The sequence below is a fragment of the Ovoidimarina sediminis genome, from assembly GCF_032586175.1.
Classification (GTDB): Bacteria; Pseudomonadota; Alphaproteobacteria; order Rhodobacterales; family Rhodobacteraceae; genus Ovoidimarina; species Ovoidimarina sediminis.
Genome location: NZ_JAWHTE010000001.1, coordinates 315,692 through 335,106, shown reverse-complemented (window position 1 = coordinate 335,106; position 19,415 = coordinate 315,692). Strand labels below are relative to the sequence as shown.

The 19,415-nt window shown below is 60.7% G+C and carries 18 protein-coding genes; 5 read left to right on the top strand and 13 right to left on the bottom strand.

All coding sequences use genetic code 11. The features are described 5' to 3' along the window. Positions 1 to 10: 10 nt before the first annotated feature. On the bottom strand, positions 11 to 1,669 hold the full coding sequence (locus RXV90_RS01670; protein WP_316646497.1) for a thiamine pyrophosphate-binding protein: 1,659 nt from the start codon (positions 1,667 to 1,669) through the stop codon (positions 11 to 13). Between the two features lie 241 nt (positions 1,670 to 1,910). On the opposite strand from RXV90_RS01670, the gene RXV90_RS01665 reads away from it, so the two are divergent. Further along, positions 1,911 to 3,290: an aminotransferase family protein gene (locus RXV90_RS01665; protein ID WP_316646496.1), complete on the top strand. Its 1,380-nt coding sequence runs from the start codon at positions 1,911 to 1,913 to the stop codon at positions 3,288 to 3,290. Positions 3,291 to 3,345: 55 nt separating this feature from the next. Here the strand turns inward: RXV90_RS01665 and RXV90_RS01660 are convergent, their stop codons facing one another. The 10 genes from RXV90_RS01660 to RXV90_RS01615 all read right to left on the bottom strand — a co-directional run bounded on the left by RXV90_RS01660 (position 3,346) and on the right by RXV90_RS01615 (position 13,258). Beyond that, positions 3,346 to 4,509: a pyridoxal phosphate-dependent aminotransferase gene (locus RXV90_RS01660; protein ID WP_316646495.1), complete on the bottom strand. Its 1,164-nt coding sequence runs from the start codon at positions 4,507 to 4,509 to the stop codon at positions 3,346 to 3,348. A gap of 11 nt (positions 4,510 to 4,520) precedes the next feature. Then, positions 4,521 to 5,252, bottom strand: a complete 732-nt coding sequence (locus tag RXV90_RS01655) for an SDR family oxidoreductase (RefSeq protein WP_410482329.1) — start codon at positions 5,250 to 5,252, stop codon at positions 4,521 to 4,523. A 2-nt stretch (positions 5,253 to 5,254) separates the two neighbouring features. Next, positions 5,255 to 6,172 (bottom strand): sugar kinase, encoded by a 918-nt coding sequence (locus RXV90_RS01650; protein WP_316646492.1) that lies wholly within the window; start codon positions 6,170 to 6,172, stop codon positions 5,255 to 5,257. Beyond that, a complete protein-coding gene (locus tag RXV90_RS01645) occupies positions 6,169 to 7,056 on the bottom strand; it encodes an NAD(P)-dependent oxidoreductase (protein WP_316646491.1) in 888 nt (295 codons plus the stop codon). Before RXV90_RS01645 ends, RXV90_RS01650 begins: the two co-directional genes overlap by 4 nt. Positions 7,057 to 7,073: 17 nt before the next feature. After that, entirely contained in the window at positions 7,074 to 7,952 is an 879-nt protein-coding gene (locus tag RXV90_RS01640) for a phytanoyl-CoA dioxygenase family protein (RefSeq protein ID WP_316646489.1), read from the bottom strand. Continuing rightward, positions 7,945 to 8,796 (bottom strand): shikimate dehydrogenase family protein, encoded by an 852-nt coding sequence (locus RXV90_RS01635; RefSeq protein WP_316646488.1) that lies wholly within the window; start codon positions 8,794 to 8,796, stop codon positions 7,945 to 7,947. Before RXV90_RS01635 ends, RXV90_RS01640 begins: the two co-directional genes overlap by 8 nt. Before the next feature lie 12 nt (positions 8,797 to 8,808). Beyond that, complete coding sequence (locus tag RXV90_RS01630) at positions 8,809 to 9,747, bottom strand: phytanoyl-CoA dioxygenase family protein (protein WP_316646486.1); 939 nt, start codon at positions 9,745 to 9,747, stop codon at positions 8,809 to 8,811. A gap of 12 nt (positions 9,748 to 9,759) precedes the next feature. After that, positions 9,760 to 11,358, bottom strand: coding sequence for a TRAP transporter large permease (locus RXV90_RS01625; RefSeq protein WP_316646485.1), 1,599 nt, complete (start codon positions 11,356 to 11,358; stop codon positions 9,760 to 9,762). Beyond that, complete coding sequence (locus RXV90_RS01620) at positions 11,351 to 12,166, bottom strand: TRAP transporter small permease subunit (protein ID WP_316646484.1); 816 nt, start codon at positions 12,164 to 12,166, stop codon at positions 11,351 to 11,353. Before RXV90_RS01620 ends, RXV90_RS01625 begins: the two co-directional genes overlap by 8 nt. Positions 12,167 to 12,238: 72 nt before the next feature. After that, positions 12,239 to 13,258, bottom strand: a complete 1,020-nt coding sequence (locus tag RXV90_RS01615; protein WP_316646483.1) for a TRAP transporter substrate-binding protein — start codon at positions 13,256 to 13,258, stop codon at positions 12,239 to 12,241. 206 nt (positions 13,259 to 13,464) lie between these two features. Between RXV90_RS01615 and RXV90_RS01610 the strand changes: the two genes are divergently transcribed. Together RXV90_RS01610 and RXV90_RS01605 are read left to right on the top strand one after the other, a co-directional pair. Continuing rightward, on the top strand, positions 13,465 to 14,115 hold the full coding sequence (locus RXV90_RS01610) for a GntR family transcriptional regulator (RefSeq protein WP_316646482.1): 651 nt from the start codon (positions 13,465 to 13,467) through the stop codon (positions 14,113 to 14,115). Between the two features lie 20 nt (positions 14,116 to 14,135). Beyond that, on the top strand, positions 14,136 to 14,645 hold the full coding sequence (locus RXV90_RS01605; protein ID WP_316646481.1) for an RES family NAD+ phosphorylase: 510 nt from the start codon (positions 14,136 to 14,138) through the stop codon (positions 14,643 to 14,645). A gap of 13 nt (positions 14,646 to 14,658) precedes the next feature. On the opposite strand, the gene denD is transcribed toward RXV90_RS01605, so the two are convergent. Both denD and RXV90_RS01595 read right to left on the bottom strand, forming a co-directional pair. Next, complete coding sequence (gene denD, locus RXV90_RS01600) at positions 14,659 to 15,636, bottom strand: D-erythronate dehydrogenase (RefSeq protein ID WP_316646480.1); 978 nt, start codon at positions 15,634 to 15,636, stop codon at positions 14,659 to 14,661. After that, positions 15,633 to 16,514 carry an NAD(P)-dependent oxidoreductase gene (locus RXV90_RS01595; RefSeq protein ID WP_316646479.1) on the bottom strand — a complete coding sequence of 294 codons (882 nt, stop codon included), beginning with the start codon at positions 16,512 to 16,514 and terminating at the stop codon, positions 15,633 to 15,635. Before RXV90_RS01595 ends, denD begins: the two co-directional genes overlap by 4 nt. 121 nt (positions 16,515 to 16,635) lie before the next feature. On the opposite strand from RXV90_RS01595, the gene RXV90_RS01590 reads away from it, so the two are divergent. Both RXV90_RS01590 and RXV90_RS01585 read left to right on the top strand, forming a co-directional pair. Further along, the gene (locus RXV90_RS01590) at positions 16,636 to 18,423 is read left to right on the top strand and encodes an IlvD/Edd family dehydratase (RefSeq protein WP_316646477.1); all 1,788 of its coding nucleotides are present in this window, start codon (positions 16,636 to 16,638) and stop codon (positions 18,421 to 18,423) included. Between the two features lie 11 nt (positions 18,424 to 18,434). Beyond that, complete coding sequence (locus RXV90_RS01585; protein WP_316646475.1) at positions 18,435 to 19,409, top strand: 2-hydroxyacid dehydrogenase; 975 nt, start codon at positions 18,435 to 18,437, stop codon at positions 19,407 to 19,409. The last annotated feature ends 6 nt before the right edge of the window (positions 19,410 to 19,415 follow it).

Sequence of the window (19,415 nt, the reverse complement as noted above, 5' to 3'; positions counted from 1 at the left end):
TTCCGTTTGCCTAAGTGGCGTCCGGAAGCGTCATCGACGGCGAAATTGCAAGCGGCGACAGCTTGAGATCAAGGATCGCCGGGCGACCTGCCGTCATTGCTTCGGCCAGTGCCTTGGGAAACGCCGCGTTCTCGGTGACGGTAGCACCATAGGCCCCGTAGCTTCGTGCCCAAGCTGAAAAATCGGGGTTAACCATTTGCGTGCCCGAAACGCGGCCGGGATAATTGCGCTCCTGATGCATCCGGATCGTGCCGTACTGGCCGTTGTTGAAAACGAGGATTACGATATTCGCACTGTACTGGCAGGCGGTCCCAAACTCCGCGGCGACCATTTGAAAGCAGCCGTCTCCCGCGAGGCAAATGACATCCCGTTCTGGGGCGAGAAGCTTCGCGGCGATTGCGGCGGGCAAGCCGTACCCCATCGATCCCGAAGTTGGCGCAAGCTGCGTGCGATACATTTTGTACCGGAAGAAGCGGTGCAGCCAGGCGGCATAGTTTCCGGCACCGTTCGTCAGGATCGCATTCTCCGGCAATGAGCGACTCAGATGAGTGATCACATGTTCCGTTTTCAGCGGCCCCGGTGATGCCGGCGGCTCCTGCCAACCCTCGTAGGAGGCACGGGCATCGGCCACCTGATCTCTCCGTGATAGCGCGGGCGGCCTGACCCTTTCCGAAAGCTGCCGAACAACCTGGTCGGCGCGAGCTGCGACCGAAAGTGTCGGGCGATAGACATGCCCCGGTTCCGAGGGATCTGGATGAACGTGAATCAGCTTCTGCAAGGGGTCGGGCGGCGTCAGAAGCGTATAACCGCTCGTCGTCATCTCTCCGAGCCGTGGACCGAGAGCAAGAAGCACATCCGCCTCGCGCACCCGCCTTGTGAGCGCCGGGTTGATCCCTATCCCGACATCGCCCGCGTAATTAGGGTGACGGTTGTCCAGATAATCCTGAGCCCGGAAGGAAACACCAACCGGTACTTCGGCAATCTCGGCGAAGCGCGCGAGAGCGGCCGCGGCATCAGCCGACCACCCGGGTCCCCCCGCAATGACGAAGGGTCGCTCGGCACGCTCGATAAGGTCGAGGATCGCCGCGATATCCGCCTCGGCCGCCCTTCCGGACGGGAGCGTGGCCTTCGGCGCAGGTGTGCCTTCGACAATGGACGAGAGCATGTCCTCCGGCAGTGCCAGAACGACAGGGCCCGGCCGCCCGCTTTGGGCGACATGAAACGCCCGGCTTACATATTCGGGTATGCGGTCGGCGCGATCGATCTCTGCCACCCATTTCGCAAGTGGCGCGAACATCTGGCGATAATCGACCTCCTGAAACGCTTCGCGGTCTCGCTGGTCCGAGGCGACCTGACCCACGAAGAGGATCATCGGCGTCGAGTCCTGAAACGCCACGTGTATGCCAGCGGCAGCGTTCGTTGCACCGGGGCCCCTTGTGACGAATGCGATACCTGGCGCGCCCGTCAGCTTGCCCTCGGCCTCGGCCATCATCGCAGCAGCCCCTTCGTGGCGTGCGATAATAACGTCGATACCGGACCCCACCAAACCATCAAGCGCGGCGAGATAGCTTTCGCCCGGGATACAGTAGACTCGTCCGATACCTTGTGCCGCAAGGCACCTGACAAGCAGGCGCCCGGCGTGTCCGCTCGAATTTTCCGCTGAGGTCATCGTTTGATCTTCCATGTCGCACCCTTTGGAGCATTGCGAACGTCCCGAGGTATAGCAGCCGCCGCCGCAGGTGCCAGCGGCGATCGGCCGGGATGCATCGTAGCGCTGTTTGGCCTTATGGAATGGCCGTTTCAGCTATGCTGAACACACGCTGCCGGGGCTTGCGGAGACCCCTCCATTCAGGGCAGTGTCTCGCGCAGCCCGGCCGCATGCCACGGCCGGTGGTATGGGAGCGAGACACATGAACACGCCGTTCAATCCGAATGACCTGACCGAGGTGATCGAGGCCGATCGCGCGCACCTTTGGCATCACCTCATTCAGCACAAGCCGTTTGAAACCAACGATCCGCGCATCATCGTCGAGGGCAAGGGCATGCGGGTCTGGGATGCGACTGGCAAGGAGCATCTCGATGCGGTCTCGGGTGCGGTCTGGACGGTGAACGTGGGCTATGGGCGCGAGCGGATCGCGAACGCAGTGCGCGACCAGCTGATCAAGATGAACTACTTCGCCAACTCGGCAGGTTCGATCCCCGGTGCGAAATTCGCCGAGATGCTGATCGACAAGATGCCTGGGATGAGCAGGGTCTACTTCACGAACTCCGGAACCGAGGCGAACGAGAAAGCGTTCAAGATGATCCGCCAGATCGCGCACAAGCGCTACGGCGGGAAGAAGCACAAGATTCTCTACCGTGAACGCGATTATCACGGCTCGTCCATCGCGGCGATGTCGGCAGGTGGTCAGCAGGAGCGCAACGCGCAATACGGTCCTTTTGCACCGGGTTTCGTCGAGGTTCCCCATTGCCTCGAGTACCGCGCGCAGGTTTCGACCGAGAACTACGGCGAATGGGCTGCCGATCAGATCGAAGAGATCATTTTGCGCGAAGGCCCGGATACGGTGGGCGGTCTCTGCCTGGAGCCCGTAACCGCTGGCGGAGGCGTCATCACCCCGCCCGAAGGATATTGGGATCGCGTTCAGGAGATTTGCCGCAAGTACGACATCCTCCTCCACATCGACGAGGTGGTTTGCGGTGTCGGCCGGACCGGCACTTGGTTCGGCTACCAGCACTACGGCATCAAGCCCGACTTCGTGACTATGGCGAAGGGCGTGGCTTCGGGCTATGCCGCGATCGCCTGTATGGTGACGACGGAAGAGGTATTCTCCATGTTCAAGGAAGATCCCTCTGATCCGCTCGATTATTTCCGCGATATCTCGACCTTCGGAGGGTGTACGGCGGGGCCGGCGGCCGCAATCGAGAACATGAACATCATCCTTGAAGAGGGTCTTCTTGAGAATACCGACGCGATGGGTGCCCGGATGATCTCAAACCTCCATGCCTTGATGGAACAACATGCGGTTATCGGCGACGTGCGCGGCAAGGGCCTGTTCTGCGGGGCCGAACTCGTCGCCGACCGTTCGACGAAAGAGCCTGCGGCGGAAGGCAAGGTGCAGGCTGTTGTGGCCGATTGCATGGCACAGGGGGTGATTATCGGTGCCACCAACCGTTCGGTGCCCGGGTTCAACAACACTCTTTGCTTCAGCCCCGCGCTGATTGCGACACCGGACGATATCGACGAAATCACGGGCGCAGTCGATCAGGCGCTGACGCGGGTTTTCGGCTAGGCATCTGCTGAAAGGATGGGGCGGAAGTTGCGTGCCTTCCGCCCGCACGGTCCTGTTAGGATAGGAACGATCCCATGCGGTCCACCGCACGGCGGATGTCGTCCTGGCTGGCGGCATAGCTTAGGCGAAGGTAGCCCTCTCCCAGGATTCCAAAGTCAGGGCCGCCGATGGTGGCCACTCCGGTCTTTTCGAGCAGGTCCGACGCCAGGGCTTTGGCCTTCCACCCGGTCCCTGAGATGTTCGGAAAGGCATAGAACGCCCCCTTCGGCACGATGCAAGAGACGCCGGGCAGGGTGTTCAGAAGGTCGACCGTCAGCTTTCGACGTGCATCGAACGCAGCCACCATTTCACCAACCGCATCCTGCGGTCCGGTCAGCGCCTCGAGTGCCGCGTACTGCGCCGTTGCATTCACACAGGACCAGGCGTTCACGGCCAGCTTCCGCGCCTTGTCATAAAGCGCATTGGGCCAGACCGAATAGCCCAGCCGCCAGCCCGTCATCGCATACGTCTTGGACCAGCCATTTAGCAGGATTAGACGATCGCGGATGTCGGGATAGCTCAGAAGGCTTACGTGATCCTCACCGTCATAGAGGATGCGGTCATATATTTCGTCCGACATCACGGCGACATGCGGATGCTCCGCCAGCCCACGGATCAGCGCGTCGACCTCGGCTTTTGGTGTCACGCCCCCCGTCGGGTTCGCCGGTGAATTGACGATGACGAGCCGCGTCGCGGGCGTAATGAGCGACAGAAGTTCTTCCGCCGAGAACGCAAACCCGTTCTCTTCGCGGATCGGCACAGGCACCGGCTTCGCGCCGGTGAACTCGATCATCGAGCGATATATCGGAAATCCCGGATCGGGATACAGGATCTCTGCCCCGGGCTCTCCGAACATCAGGATTGCGGCGAACATCGTAACCTTGCCGCCCGGAACAATTAGCACGTTTTCCGGTGAAACCGCCGCCCCGTATCGGTTCGACAGATCCGCCGAAACCGCTTCGCGCAAGGGAAGGATGCCGGTGGCGGGCGTGTAGCCGTGTGCCCCGTCCCGCAACGCCTTGACGGCAGCTTCCACGATGTTGTCGGGCGTTGCGAAATCCGGCTGCCCGATCCCGAGGTTGATGACGTCCATGCCGCTCCGCGCCAACTCCGCCGCGCGCGCCAGGACAGCAAACGCGTTCTCTTCCCCGATCCGATCAAATTCTGCGATAGTCTGCATCTCGTTCCCGTTCAGTAGGTGGCCCGGCCGCCAGAAAGATCGAAAACCGCGCCGGTCGTAAAGGAGTTCTCGGCGGACACGAGCCAGGCGACCATGTTTGCGATTTCGTCCACTTCGACAAATCGACCGCGCGGGATCTTCGACAGCATGTAGTCGATATGCTCCTGAGACATCTGATCGAAGATTGCGGTGCGTGCTGCCGCTGGCGTGATGCAGTTGACCGAGATGTTGTGCTCTGCGGTTTCCTTGCCAATTGATTTCGTCAACGCGATCACCCCAGCTTTCGCGGCCGAGTAGGCCGCCGCATTCGGGTTGCCTTCCTTTCCGGCGACAGAGGCGATGTTGACGATCCGCCCATAGCCTTTTTCGCGCATACCAGGCAGGACTGCCTTGTTCACGTGATACGTGCCGGTGAGGTTTACCTCGATGATCCTCGCCCAATCGCGATTATCATAGGCCTCTACCGTGGCATTCGGGCCGGCAAGCCCGGCACTGTTGACGAGGATATCCGGAACACCGAATGCGGTCTTTGTCGCGTCCCGCGCACGGCAGACGATTTCCCAATCAGTGATATCGCACTCGAAGGCCCGGCCTCCACTTTCGGCAGCCACCTCTTCAGCCAGCGCTACGTCCAGATCCCAGATCGCCACCCGTGCGCCATCTGCCGTCAACCGGCGCACGACAGCCGCGCCAATCCCCTGTGCGCCGCCAGTGACGACGGCAATCTGACCCTTGAGTTTCACGTTCAAATCCCCGGTTGTTCCCTTGGCAGGATAGCACCCGGCACACCGATCACCCGCGTGGCCAGCGTGTGCCCTGCTATCAGGCATTCCCGTTCCGGTCGCCCTTCCAGGTGCGCCGCAAGATAGGCGGCGTTAAAGCTATCACCCGCTGCGGTACTGTCGACAACCTTCCGCACGGTCGCAAACGGGCCAGCATCGGACCCGTCAATTGCCACTGGTCCATGGGCGCCGCGCTTCAGGGCACCCCGTGAAACGCCCCATTCGCGAAGTCGGGTCAAGACGTCCTCGGCATTATGATCACCAAACAGCGCCATCTCGTCATCGACTGATGGCAACCCGATATCGGCCATCCTCCAAGCCTTTTCGATCTCGGATTGGGCAGTTCTGCGGTCAGGCCAAAGTGCGGGGCGAAAATTCGAATCGAAGGCAAAGCGTCCTCCGCGTTCCCGAAACCCAGTGAGCCAGCGGAACAGGTCTGACCGAGCTTCGGGCGAAATCACGGCCAGGGAGATTGCGGACGCGTAGATCACCGTAAAACCTGAAAGGGCCTCGATCGACGGAGGTTCTTCTGAGAAAAGCCGCTTGGCGGCTGAGGTGTCGCGCCAGTAGCTGAACGATCTTTCGCCGCTCTCGTCGGTCGAAATAGCGTAGAGCCCGGGGGCGCGCGACGGATCGCGCCCGATCAACCCGGTTGATATCCCTTCAGACGCAATCATCTCGATCATCCGATCAGAAAGATTGTCCGTTCCCAGTCGCGTGACATAGGCCACTTCGAACTCCGGTGCGGCACGCTTCAGGTATATGGCCGTGTTAAGCGTATCGCCCGCAAAGCCCAGTCCCGCACGGTCCGGCGTTTCAGGTCTGAGCGACAGCTCGACCATCGCTTCGCCGATCGCTGCTATGGAGATCGGCCCGCTCACGCACCGAACCGTTTGACGAAGAAATCAACCATCTGCGGCACGAGGTGATCGCCCCTGCCATCCTCCACCGCGTCCTGAAGCGCGGCGTTCGCACAGGCCGACATGATCGTATCGGCCCCCAGGTTCTCAGCCATGCGGCGATAGTAGCCAAGATCCTTCGCGGCATTCTGAACCGAGAAGGCCAGCCGTTCTGGGTCATTGTTCAGACCGTATGCTGCAACGAAATCCATCATTCCGGAGTGGAGGGGACCAGCTGACATCACATCGTAAAGTCCTTGCCTCGGCACTCCGGCTCGATCCGCCATCGCAAAGGCCTCCGCAATCGCATTCGCCGTCGTCATCGCGAAAAAGTTATTGATCAGCTTGATCGTGTGGCCCGAACCAAGCGGGCCAAGGTGAAAGACGTTCTCTCCCAGGTCGTCCAGAACAGGCCGCACCCGGTCGAACGCGGCCTTGTCGCCCGAGGCCATGATGTTCAGAAGCCCGTCCTTTGCGTGGTCCGGTGTACGGCCGAGAGGGGCATCCAGATAGGTGCCGCCTTTCGCGGAAACCGATGCCCCCAGCCGTTTCGTCGACTCCGGAAGCGACGTTCCGAAATCGATCACCACGGTAACGGGGCCTAGACCCTCGATCACCCCTTCGGGCCCTTCCATCCTCGCTTCAACCTGCTCGGAAGTGCCCATGCACAGCATCACGATGTCCGATGTCTTGGCCACGTCCTTGCCGGATTGAACTTCCACGGCACCGCGCGCGACGGCGGCTTCGATCCGGTCGCGGGTACGGTTCCCGAGAACCGTCACGGCATAGCCCTTGTCCTGCAGCCGGCCCACCATCGCCGCGCCCATCATGCCGAGACCGACAAATCCAATCCTTGGCTGCGACATCTCTCGGCTCCTTCGGCTCAGTTGAACGCGCGGGCCGTCAGCCCGCTCTGTATCTCGTAGATCGAACCCGCCGCGTCGGGCTGCGGCTGCGGGATCCGGATGGGTACCGGAACGACGCGTGGGGTCAGGGTAGGGGCCCCGCACAGCATGCGGCTGTTGTAGTCCTCGATGCCGTCGAACCGCGTCATGCCTCCCATGATCGGGAAGGCATCGGCCGCCATGATCTCATAGAACAGCACACGCCGGTCCCGGGCCGAGGTGTTCAGGGCAGACCCGTGGATTATCCGCGCATGGTGTATGCTGATCGATCCGGCGGGTCCGGTCAGCGTGACCGCGTCTGACATGTCGAGGCCGCTTTCCGAAAGCGCCATGGCCCCGACGAACACGCCGTTCTCGTGATGATCGTAGATCGGCCCCCGGTGTGATCCGGGGAAAACCATCAGAGGCCCGTTCTCTTCGGCCATGTCGTCGATCATCAGACCAACAGCGAGAACATCGTCGTTCGTATGCGGGTAAAACGCGAAATCCTGATGCCATTCAATGGCCGCACCGTGGCCGGCCGATTTCATGTTAAGCTTCGTGGTGTGCAACCGCAGATCCGGCCCGATCAGGTCCCGCACTGGTGCAAGGATCGCATCGCTCGTCATCAACTCGTTTACAGGAGGGCTGATCCTGTGTGGCAGCTTGATGCGGCGCAGGCGTGGCGCCTCGGGCCGATGGCTGTCTTCCAGATCAAGCCGGTCATTCGAGGCTTCAAGTCCGCACGCCTCTTCCTCGAAACGCGAGATCTCGGCCCGGATCGCATCGATTGCTTCGGTCGGCACGCGGCCTTCCAGAACCAGATAGCCGGTTTCGCGATACGCATTGATCTGCTCTTGTGACAGGCACTCAGGCACGTTCGGTCTCCTCCGGACGGGGTCGTAACTGCGCGAGCAATGGGAGTGCGCTGGACGGATCGGGAGCGGCGCCGCTGTAAAGCCTGAATGTTCCGAGAGCCATGTGGCAGAACAGGTCAAACCCACTCAGTATCTTCAGGCCCGCAGCCCCGGCCGCCATTAGAAAAGCTGTGTCAGTGGGCGTATAGACCGCGTCAAAGGCCCATGATTGAGGGCCGATCAGATCCGGATCAAACGCTGTACCGCCCCTGTATCCCATCCCAAGAGTTGTCGCGTTTGCAAGCCCGTCGGCTGCGCGAATGGCGTCCGGTGCATTCCGCATGTCGATCGCTTCTGCAACGGGACCAAGTTGTTCTGCCAGCGCACGCGCTCGCGTGTTCTCGGGATCCCAGACGAAGATCCGTTCCGCCCCGAGTTTCGCCAGTGCCGGACCTATCGCCCGCGCCACGCCACCGGCCCCTGCAAGAGCAACTTTCCCCGGGGCCCCACCCATCACGGCTTCCCAGGCGGAAAGGAACCCGGAGAAGTCTGTATTGTGACCGGAAAGGTCTGGCTCGAATATCAGCGTATTTGCTGCGCCGAGTGCTGCAACCTCCGGGGCCATGGCGCTTCCGGCATAAGCGGCGGCGGCGGGTTTCCACGGATGGGTGATGGTCACCCCTGTCCATCCCGAAGCCCGCTTATCGTTCACGCAGGCATTGAAGTCGAAGTCGGGACGCTCGGCGGTGTCGATCGGGATGAACGCGATCTCGATCCCGTGCCCCGCCCCCAGTAATTCAAGTGCCCGGGAGAGACAGGAGGCCCCGATGTGATCCCCTATGAGTCCACCCCGGACGACGGGCACGACGCGCGCGCCTCACGCGCACACCGGCGAAGATGAACTCCACCGGTGAATGTCGATATGGGGTGTGGCGGCGAGGTTCTCGCGTGCCGTCTCCCACATGATCTTCCAAACCTGCCAATCCCGGAGTTCCGTCCCCGGCGACTCGGCCGACCGCGCAATGAAATCCGGGAAGTGATCCCGCCCCGTTGGCTGACCGGTGCGGCTGTAACGCAGATCGAACGACCATCGGATGCCATCTGACCGGTTTTCCAACGATGCGTGTGGCAGCATCGGGTCGATCAGAACGATCCCACCCGCCCGAACAGGCAGTGGAACGCCTGCGCTTTCATCTACGAAACCTCGCGCAATCGCCGTCTGCCGGTAAGGGCAGTGTGGCAGGATTTTATCCGCAAGTCGGGGTGCGACCTGGAGACAACCGTTCTCGATCGTCGCGTCCGTTATCGCCACCCAGACCGTCATCATGTCAGTGAGATCCGCGCTTTGCAGCGCCACGGCGCGATCCTGATGCCAATCCGTTCCGCCCACATGCGCCCGCACTTCATCAGCGGCGAGCATTCCTGAGGGCGGCTTGATCCGAACATGCTGGATCGGGTTTGATGTGATTTCCGGGCCGATGATGTCCTCGACGATGTCGAGGATCTCCGGGGCCGTCACCAGATCGAACACGGCCGCTCCGAGGTGCATCGGTGTATCCGCTTCGATCCGGTCGCCGGGCAGCGATATATCCATCGGCTGGAACCAGTCGAACCCGGCCTGGTAGGCTGCGATCAACTTCTCCTCGAAGCTCTCTGCATCGGGTAAAGTCGCTTCTGCTGCCCACGTGGCATAAAGCCGGTCCATCAGCCCGTGATACTCGGAACGCAAGGGCTCCAATACGCGCTCATCCAGAGCATCCTCGATCACGAGGTACCCGTGCCGGCGAAAGTGGTCACATTGGTCCCGGGACAGCATCGCAGGCCGGGCCTAGTCCAGCAGAACTTCGATGATCGGTGGCCAGATCAGAAGCACCGACAGCGCCAGGATCTGGATGCAAATGAACGGTAGGAACCCCCGGAAGATATCAGTCAGCGAAATATGCGGGGGCGCCACCGATTTGAGGTAGAAGGCGGCGGGTCCGAACGGCGGCGATAGGAAGGAAACCTGCATGTTCATACAAAATACGACGCCAAACCAGATCGCTACATATTTCGGCTGAAGCTCTCCGAAGAAGCCAATCTCGTTGATGGGCAGGCGCAGGATGATCGGCAGGAAGACCGGAATGATCAGCAGTACTATACCGACCCAATCCATAAACGCACCCATGAATAGAAGAATGATCATCATGAAAAGGATAATGCCCATCGTCGGAAGCTCGGCCCCGGTGATCAGGTTCGCCACATAGGTCGGCCCGCCCGCGATGGTGTAAGCACCCGCCAGCGCCGTCGCGCCGATTGTGACCCAGATGATCGTCCCAGTAGATTTTAGCGTCCTCATAAGGCTGTCCCAGACGAGCTCGAGGCTTGCCTCGCCTCGGAAGACCGAAATCAGGAAGACCGCGACAACGCCCATCCCGGCGGCTTCTGTGATCCCGGTGATGCCGCCGTAGATCGAACCTAGGACCACGCCGATCACGACGATTGGTGCGACGAGCCCCTTGCCGTGCTTCCACGAACTTGCGCAGCGCTGGCGACCAAGGATGCCGAAGATCAACACAAGTGCCAGAACGACGGCGCCTCCGAACCACGGCAGGTAATCTGGCGTGCCATATTTGATCGGATCGACACCTTCAATGAGGGCGTTTTGCCCCGTGATGGTGAAGAAGGCTGCGCGCAGAAAAAGCGCTGTAGAGAAGCCAGCCACGAGGATCGCGAGGAAACCGAGGAACTGGAGGCCCTTTTCGGGGCCAACGGGGTCGCCGGGTACCGGGTCGGGCAGAGGCGCTTGCGCGGGGTCAATCTGTGTGCGCACGATGATGTAGAGTATGATCATGGTGGCCAGCATGAAGCCCGGAAGGAATGAGGCTGTGAAGAGTGCCTTGATCGAGGTTTCGGTCACGAGGCCGTAGATGATCAGTACGATCGAAGGCGGGATCATTGTGCCCAGCGACCCGCTCGCGCAGATCGTCCCGATAGCGAGGTTCTGATTGTAGCCCAGACGCAGCATCTGTGGCAGTGCGATCAGACCTAAAAGCACTACTTCGCCACCGATGATGCCCGACATCGCGGCCATGACGACAGCCATCAGCGAGGTCACAATTGCGATCCCGCCCCGGGTGCGGCTTAGCCAGAAGTTCAGCGACGAATACATATCTTTGGCGATCCCAGATCGCTCTAATAATGCGGCCATGAATATGAATAATGGTATCGATATGAGCACGTAGCCTGTTAACAGGCCGTACATCCGCTGCGCGAGGATGTTCATCGGTCCGGTGCCGAACTCGCGGAATAGGATTTCAGGCGGGAAGCGCATGACCATCACAGCCACCGCGAGGATCGCAGAGGCAAAGCCCAAGGGCATCCCGATGGCCAGAAGGAACATAAGCCCAAACAGCAGGACGAGCGAAATCGTGCCGATATCAAACATTGTCGTCGTCCGATCCCAGGATCTTCTTCATCTTGGCGATCTCTTCCTCGTCAATATCATCTGCGGCGGTGTGATGCTCGGGCGCGCGCTTCCAGTCGCGGATCAGGTTCACAACCGATTGTATTGCAACCAATGACACGATGATCAGGACAAGCGGTTTCAACGTCGCCGGGATCGGTGGATCGAACGCGGTGCCGAAAGTCTCCCAGCGCAGGAACTTGTCGTAGGCCTCGCCGAAGCCGCCATAGATCAGTGCGATCGCAAAGACGACAATTAGGACAGCCGAGATCGTGTCGCACAGCTTCTGAAGTCCACGCGGCAGAACATCATAGAGAAGGAAGATTCGGATATGGCTGCGCTGCTGCATCGCGTAGAGGCCGCTAAACAGAAATATGAACCCGGCTATCCAGAGGCTCAGCTCGGTTGCCCATACTGTCGGTGCCTCGATCACATAACGCATGAAAACCTCGTAGCCCATCACGGCAACGAGGATGACGACCAAGAGCATCGTGATCCGTCCGATAAAAATCGACACACGGTCGAATGCGCCCCAATCTTCGAATTCCATGTGGGCGCGCTTCACAGTGAGAAGGCCAACAATAAACATGATCGGCAAGAGCGCTAGCGCCACCCAGTCAATCAAGCCCGCGACAGGGAAACGGTTGCCCATCGAGTCCGTGCCGCCTCCAAAAGTGAGAATGAATCCTGGAACGCGCCAGACGACCCAGGCGGCAGGAATGATGAAGGCCAGCGGCACCAGCCATTCGTCAATCGAACCACGACTTCTGCTGTCAAAATCCCTGCTCATCCGCTCCCCAAGTATTGAAAAGTGGCCCCGCCGAAGCGGGGCCTATCTATTTCATGGTCCGAATGCGCAGCCCTACTCAGACACCAGGCCCAGCTGGCTGAGGTAATTCAGGTGGCTTTCCACCAACGCCTCGGCCTCTGGGCTAGTGGCGAACTCTGGCCAGGTCTGCTGGGCAGCTGTCCGGAAGGTCTGACGATCTTCAGATGACCACTCATGAAGCGTGATGCCCTGCTCGCGCAGGCGCGCGGCGGCCTCGGTGTTCAGAACCTGGAATTGCAGCGCGGTGCGTAACGCCAGAGATTCCATCGCCACGTTCATAATTCGGCGGTGGTGCTCAGGCATCGCGTCCCAGACCGACTTGTTGCAAGCAAGGTGATCGGACGGCATCGAGTGGAAACCGGGATAGTTGGCATGCTTCACTAGATCGTAAAGTCCGATAGACTCGTTGTTGGCCAAACCCGAATAGTCGGCAGCGTCGATGATGCCGGTTTCAACCGCGGTGAAGACCTCGGTGAAGTCCATCACGACCGGTACAGCGCCCAGCTTTTCAAAGATCTTGGTTTCCATCCCCGGGGGGGACCGAAATTTCCAGCCCTCAAGATCCTCGACACCTGCGATCGGTGTCTTGGAGGACAGCGATTCCTGGCCATAGACCCACCAGCCGACAAGCTGCATGCCATACTTGTTGTAAAGCTGCTGCGCGGCTTCGAGCCCGCCGCCGTAATATAGCCAAGATAGTTGCTGGTAGGGGTCGTCATAGCCGCCCATGATGTCACCGACGAACTGAAACGCCGGGTTCTTGCCGGTCTGATATCCACCACCCGTCATGTCGCAGTCGAGAATACCCGTGGCAGCGGCGTCGAAGGTTTCAACCGAACCCACAACCGAGGACGAATAGAACATCTCGATTTGGATTTCGCCATTTGACATTGTCTGGACGTTGTCAACAAATTCTTGCGCAAGCTTGCCGGAGGTCTGCTCGGGGCCGTAATGCGTTTGGATACGCAGCGTAGTGGTCTGTGCATAGGCGGCACTGCCGATCATAAGCACCGCAGTGCTGACGGCGGCCGCCGTCAGTTTTTTGAAAGTCATTTGAGTCCTCCCTGGACGCGTTCTTAGTTTCTTAGTGTGCGGCGCCGACGCAACTCTAGAAGAGCCATCTCGTAGGACGCGCTGGCACAAAGGGTAGCAATTGATATTCACCCTGCCAAGCTTTCCTTGAAAATCTCCGAAATTTCAAAATTATTGACGATATGCAGAATTCCCCGTTAGCATTAGACTGATGAGTGGGGACGCAAATGCGCATTGAAACGCCTGATATCTATCGGGATCTAAGGGACAAACTAGTGACGGCCCGATTGAGTCCGGGGGTAAAGCTCAAGCCAGGAGAACTTCAGGGCGCCTATGGATGCTCTGCCAACACTGTGCGCGACGTGCTCCTGCGGCTTTCCAAGGTCGGGCTCGTCGAATTCGAGATGCAGCGCGGATTCCGCGCGCGCGCGACCTCTCCGGAGCAGCGCCATGACGTCACGCGCTTCCGCATTCTTCTCGAACAGGAAGGCGCAGCCCTGTCCATGAAACATGGTGGCGTCGCGTGGGAGGCACAGTTGTCTGCCGCGCATCATGCCCTCAGCCATATCGAGACTCAGATCGCCCGCTCGGGGGATGTCGATCCCCTGATGTCCCACTGGTCCGATGCGGAATGGACGTTCCACAAGGTGCTGATCTCCGGCTGCGGATCGCCCCTTCTGCGCGAAACCTACGAATCGATTTACCTTCAGTTCCGTCAGCAGATGGTCAGCCAGGAACGCGATTTCGGCAGCAATTACTTCCGCGCCATCATAATCGAGCATCAGGCGATCCTGGACGCGGCCCTGTCGCGTGACACCGAAGCTTGCCGCAAGGCGGTCTACGACCATCTGAAACGCAATCTAAGGCCCGAGGAGTGAGCGGCAGGCCTCACCTTCACATGGTGAGCGGTCGCTTCTATCGCGCAGTGCGTCCCGAAATGGTGGATCACGCCCTGTCTGCTCCGGCTCCAGAAAGCGCCGGGCGATACCACGCACCGGGCGAGCCTGCGATCTATATGAGCCCCAAACTGGATTGGGCTCGAATCGCGGTCTCGGGCTACATGCGCGAGGAAAAGAGCAATCGCCTGATCGTTGCGGTCGACCTCGACGCGGCCTGGATCGTCGATCAGCGCGACTGGGCGGCCTGTGCCGCACTAGGCATAGATCCGGATGAATCGAATCTCCCATGGCGAACAGCTCTGGCAGAGGGCAGGACACCGCCTTCGTGGCATGCGGCAGAGCGAGCGCGCCTTGGGGGAGCCGACGGGCTGATTGACAGGTCGCGGCATATCCCGGGCGGCTGGCACGTCGTCCTGTTTCGATGGAACGCGCCCGGCGCGCCGCGTCTCGTCTCCCGAGGTCCGGTCGCCATGGCTGCTCCCAAACTGGACGGGCCTAAATGGGGCTGAATACCCCGGTCAATCAATCTCGCGGCATGTCTTCGGCGATATACGTGTCGATGATCGAACGAAAACTCTGGTCGGCAGTAAACCCAAGCTCAATCGCCCTGGCGGGGTCGAAGTTGCGCGGCCATCCGAAGACGATCCTCTGAATCGTCTCATCCGGCTCTTCTCGGATCAACTCCACAACCTTCGATCCCGCGACCTCACGCAGGGCCTCGATCTGTTCCTCGACCGTGCAACTCACGCCCGGCAGGTTCAGTACCCGGCGGCCGTCGAGACCATCGAAGTCGAGCCCCGCCGCATGCGACAGAAACCCGGCAGCGGACCGGGGCGATGCATGCCAGTGCCGGACACTCCGCGGCACCGGCAGGATCGCCTCCTGTCCGGCCAGGGGTTCCCGGATTATTCCGGAAAAGAACGACGACGCTGCCTTGTTGGGCTTTCCTGGACGAACGCAGATCGTCGGCAACCGGATCGACAAACCATCGACAAACCCCTTGCGGCTGTAGTCCTGCAATAGAATCTCTGCCATTGCCTTCTGCGCGCCGTAGGAGGTTTGCGGAGACGCCAGAAACTCATCGCCGATCCTGTCGGGATAGGGGGGGCCGAACACCGCGATCGAAGACGTGAAGATCACCTTCGCGCGATAATCTCCTTCCGAGGCTTCGTTGACCGTGCGCATCGCCTCGAGAAATGCCCAGAAAGCATGTCCGTTTATTCGCCACCCCAGGTCGAAATCCGCTTCGGCAGCCCCCGAAACGATTGCCGCAAGGTGAAAGACAACATCCGCCCGAAGCTCAGCGATCGCCTCTGCCGCGCCGGGCGCGGAAAGATCGCCGGTGATCCTGTGATGCGCGGGCGCACCTGTGTCGGGGAAGGCTATGTCGTAGAGAGTGACCTCGGGTTCCGCCATCCCTGGCAAGCCGCTGCGTGCAATGCGGTGGGCCAGCTTCTGTCCGACCATTCCGCCGCCGCCGATGATGAGTACCTTGGTCATGGTGCGATCCCGTTCATGTCGAGGAGTTCGAGGAAGAGGGCAGAGATGTCGTCATTGCCTTTGCCCATGTCATCGGTCAGCCGCACATACCGCTCGCGCATTGCGGCCACGAGGGGGAGCGTCATGTTGAGGCCGTCCGCAATCTCCAGCACGTTCCCCAGATCCTTGATCTGGAATTTGGCGGGGCCGCCGGGAAGGAAATTCCGTACGGTCATCCGGGCGCCATGCTCTTGCAGAATGGTCGAGTCCGCAAACCCGCCCTTCAACGCCGCGCGCACTGCGTCCGGATCTCCGCCGCCCTTCTCGATAAACAGCATTGCCTCCGCCACGGCCCCGACCGTTACGCCCACGATCGCCTGGTTGGCGAGCTTCGCAAGTTGTCCGGCACCCGAAGGCCCGACACGTACTGGCCGGCCCATCGCCGACAGCACATCTTCGACGGATGCGAGGGCGTTTGCCTGCCCCCCGGCCATGATAGCAAGTGTTCCCGCTTCCGCACCCGCCGTCCCTCCGGAGACGGGTGCATCTATGTGTTGAACACCGATGACTGACAGGCTTTCGGCCTGCGCCCGTGCCTCGGCGGGTCTGACGGAACTCATTTCGATCCAGATCGAACCGGTCTTCAGCCCGGCCCGTACAGCGTCCTCCGATATGAGCGCCTGTGTCGCCGCCCCGTCGCTCAGCATCGAGATCACCACATCCGCACCACGCACGGCTGATACCGCGCTGTCCGCAATATCCGCCCCGTGATCCGCAAGAGGCTCTGCCTTTGCCCGCGTCCGGTTCCAGACCCTGACAGCGAAACCGGCCTTCAGAAGATTGCGCGCCATGGGCGTTCCCATCAGGCCAGTCCCCAGCAAGGCCACCTGTCGCGCCATCGCAATCCTCCCCCCATGGCATATGCACGCGCGCACCCTAGAAAAAGCCGAACCATTCTACTAGGCCTGATCCCAGATCCGGCGCATAGCGCGCCAGCGGTTCACCTTGAAAGGACATCCAATGGTGAAAGAGGGGCCCAAACTCAGGTCGCAGAATTGGTTCAACAATCCAGACGACCGAGAGATGACTGCGCTTTATACCGAGCGCTACTTGAACTACGGGCTCACGCGGGAAGAGCTCCAGTCGGGCAAACCGATCATCGGCATCGCACAGACCGGCAGCGATCTCTCGCCTTGCAACCGTCACCACATCGAACTCGCGAAACGCGTGCGCGACGGCGTCATCGCCTCGGGCGGCACGGTGATCGAGATCCCGGTGCACCCGATCCAGGAAACCGGAAAACGCCCCACCGCGATGCTCGACCGGAACCTTGCTTATCTCTCTCTGGTCGAAACCCTGTACGGCTACCCGATCGACGGCGTTGTATTGATGATCGGTTGCGACAAGACCACGCCTGCGCTCCTGATGGCGGCCTCGACCGTAAACATCCCGGCTATCGCGCTTTCCGTCGGCCCGATGCTGAATGGCTGGTTCCAGGGCGAACGCACCGGATCGGGCACGATCGTGTGGAAAGCGCGAGAATTGCACGCGGCCGGCGAGATCGACGACGACGGGTTCATGGATCTCGTGGCCTCGTCGACACCGTCGGTCGGCTACTGCAACACGATGGGCACAGCGACCACGATGAACTCACTCGCCGAAGCGCTGGGTATGCAGCTCCCGGGATCTGCGGCCATTCCCGCGCCTTACCGTGAACGCGGCCAGATCAGCTACGAAACCGGAAAACGGATCGTTAGCATGGTGCATGAAAATCTGCGGCCCTCCGACATCATGACACGCGAGGCATTCGAAAACGCGATTGTCGTCAATTCCGCGATCGGCGGCTCGACCAATGCACCAATTCATCTCAACGGTATTGCGCGCCATCTCGGGATCGAGCTCACGAATGACGACTGGCAGCGGCTGGGATACGAAGTGCCGCTCCTCGTGAACCTCCAGCCGGCAGGTGAATATCTGGGTGAAGACTATCACCGGGCCGGCGGCGTCCCCGGCGTGATTGCGCGTCTGCTGGAAGCCAAGCTCTTGCCGCATCCCGGAGCAATAACCGCGAATGGTCGGACGATGGAGGAGAATTGCAACGGCGTCGCGATCACGAATGACGATGTGATCAAACCCGTCGATACCCCGATGGTGCGAAACGCCGGATTCCTGAATCTCAAGGGCAACCTCTTTGACAGTGCCATCATGAAGACAAGCGTGATCTCGGCGGAGTTCCGGGATCGTTACCTCAACAACCCGGATGACCCGGACGCCTTCGAAGGCACCGCCTTTGTCTTCGACGGTCCCGAGGACTACCACATAAAGATCGATGACGAAGCTCTGGGTATCGATGAGCATTCCATTCTAATCATGCGCGGTGCCGGCCCGATTGGCTATCCGGGCGGGGCGGAAGTCGTGAACATGCGTCCGCCCGCGTATCTCCTGAAGAAAGGCGTTCATTCGCTGCCCTGCCTCGGTGATGGGCGCCAGTCCGGCACATCCGGCAGCCCATCGATCCTGAACGCCTCGCCGGAAGCCGCGGACAGGGGCGGGCTTGCCTTGGTGCAAACAGGCGATCGGGTGCGTATCGATCTTAGGAAGGGCACGGCCAACATGCTGGTCGACGACGCGGAACTCGAGGCCCGGCGTGCGGCTCTTCCCGAGCGTCCCTTCGCCCCGGAAAGCCAGACCCCATGGCAGGAGATCTTCCGCGACCGGGTGCGCCCCTTCTCGGAGGGGATGACACTGCGCGGGGCAGATGCGTATCGCGACATCGCTGCCAAAACACTCCCGCGCGACAATCACTGAGGCGACACTTCATGACCGACAAACCCGACCTTCTGCTGATCGGCCGTGTCACCGACCGGATGATGGACCGTCTGAGAACGCGATTCACGGTGCACTCCCTCTTTGATGAGGCGGATCAGACCGCCTTCCTCACGCGCGAGGGGGCGCGGTTCACGGCGGTCTCCACCGACGGGCATCACGGATTGACACCGGCTCCTGTCGAGTTCCTCCCCAACCTCAAGGTCGTCTCAAGCTATGGCGTCGGCTATGACGGCATCGACGCCAAGGGACTGGCGGAACAAGGGGTGATCGTCGCCCACACACCGGATGTCTTGAACGACGAGGTTGCCGATACCGCGATCCTCCTATGGCTTGCGGTCAGCCGGCGCCTCATTCCCGCCGATGCCTGGGCGCGCTCCGGAGCCTGGGAGCGCGAGGGCGCGTTTCCACTCACGCGCAGCGTGCAGAACCAGACGGTCGGGATCCTCGGCTTCGGCCGCATCGGGCAGACGATCGCCGCCCGGGCCGAAATGTTCAATGCCCGCGTTCTCTATCACGCACGCAGCCCGAAGGACGTGCCGCACACCTATGTGGAATCACCTGTCGAGCTCGCCGCAGCGTCAAATGTCCTGATTTGCATTACGCCGGGCGGGGCGGGCACACGGCACCTCGTGAACGCCGAAGTACTCGATGCGCTGGGACCCGAAGGCATTCTCATTAATGTTGCGCGCGGCAGCGTCGTCGACGAGGCTGCTCTCGTCGCCGCTTTGTCGGAAGGGCGGCTTGGGGGGGCCGGGCTCGATGTGTTCGAGGATGAGCCCCAGATTCCGGATGCTCTCAAAGCGATGGAGCAGGTCGTACTCACCCCCCATGTCGGAAGCGCAACCGTGGAAACCCGGCGCGCAATGGGGGATTTGACCTGTGACAACCTCATTCGCTTTCTGGATGAAGGGCGCGTCCATACGCCCGTACCGGAATGTCGTGGTCTCAATGAAGCAGTGGCCTAGCGCCGG

Excerpts from the sequence above, each read along its gene's own strand:
- denD (WP_316646480.1), bottom strand. The coding sequence starts at position 15,636 with ATGACCAAGGTACTCATCATCGGCGGCGGCGGAATGGTCGGACAGAAG.
- RXV90_RS01665 (WP_316646496.1), top strand. The coding sequence starts at position 1,911 with ATGAACACGCCGTTCAATCCGAATGACCTGACCGAGGTGATCGAGGCC.
- RXV90_RS01610 (WP_316646482.1), top strand. The coding sequence starts at position 13,465 with ATGCGCATTGAAACGCCTGATATCTATCGGGATCTAAGGGACAAACTA.
- RXV90_RS01590 (WP_316646477.1), top strand. The coding sequence starts at position 16,636 with ATGGTGAAAGAGGGGCCCAAACTCAGGTCGCAGAATTGGTTCAACAAT.
- RXV90_RS01670 (WP_316646497.1), bottom strand. The coding sequence starts at position 1,669 with ATGACCTCAGCGGAAAATTCGAGCGGACACGCCGGGCGCCTGCTTGTC.
- RXV90_RS01605 (WP_316646481.1), top strand. The coding sequence starts at position 14,136 with ATGGTGAGCGGTCGCTTCTATCGCGCAGTGCGTCCCGAAATGGTGGAT.
- RXV90_RS01615 (WP_316646483.1), bottom strand. The coding sequence starts at position 13,258 with ATGACTTTCAAAAAACTGACGGCGGCCGCCGTCAGCACTGCGGTGCTT.
- RXV90_RS01585 (WP_316646475.1), top strand. The coding sequence starts at position 18,435 with ATGACCGACAAACCCGACCTTCTGCTGATCGGCCGTGTCACCGACCGG.
- RXV90_RS01630 (WP_316646486.1), bottom strand. The coding sequence starts at position 9,747 with ATGCTGTCCCGGGACCAATGTGACCACTTTCGCCGGCACGGGTACCTC.
- RXV90_RS01625 (WP_316646485.1), bottom strand. The coding sequence starts at position 11,358 with ATGTTTGATATCGGCACGATTTCGCTCGTCCTGCTGTTTGGGCTTATG.
- RXV90_RS01645 (WP_316646491.1), bottom strand. The coding sequence starts at position 7,056 with ATGTCGCAGCCAAGGATTGGATTTGTCGGTCTCGGCATGATGGGCGCG.
- RXV90_RS01620 (WP_316646484.1), bottom strand. The coding sequence starts at position 12,166 with ATGAGCAGGGATTTTGACAGCAGAAGTCGTGGTTCGATTGACGAATGG.
- RXV90_RS01595 (WP_316646479.1), bottom strand. The coding sequence starts at position 16,514 with ATGGCGCGACAGGTGGCCTTGCTGGGGACTGGCCTGATGGGAACGCCC.
- RXV90_RS01660 (WP_316646495.1), bottom strand. The coding sequence starts at position 4,509 with ATGCAGACTATCGCAGAATTTGATCGGATCGGGGAAGAGAACGCGTTT.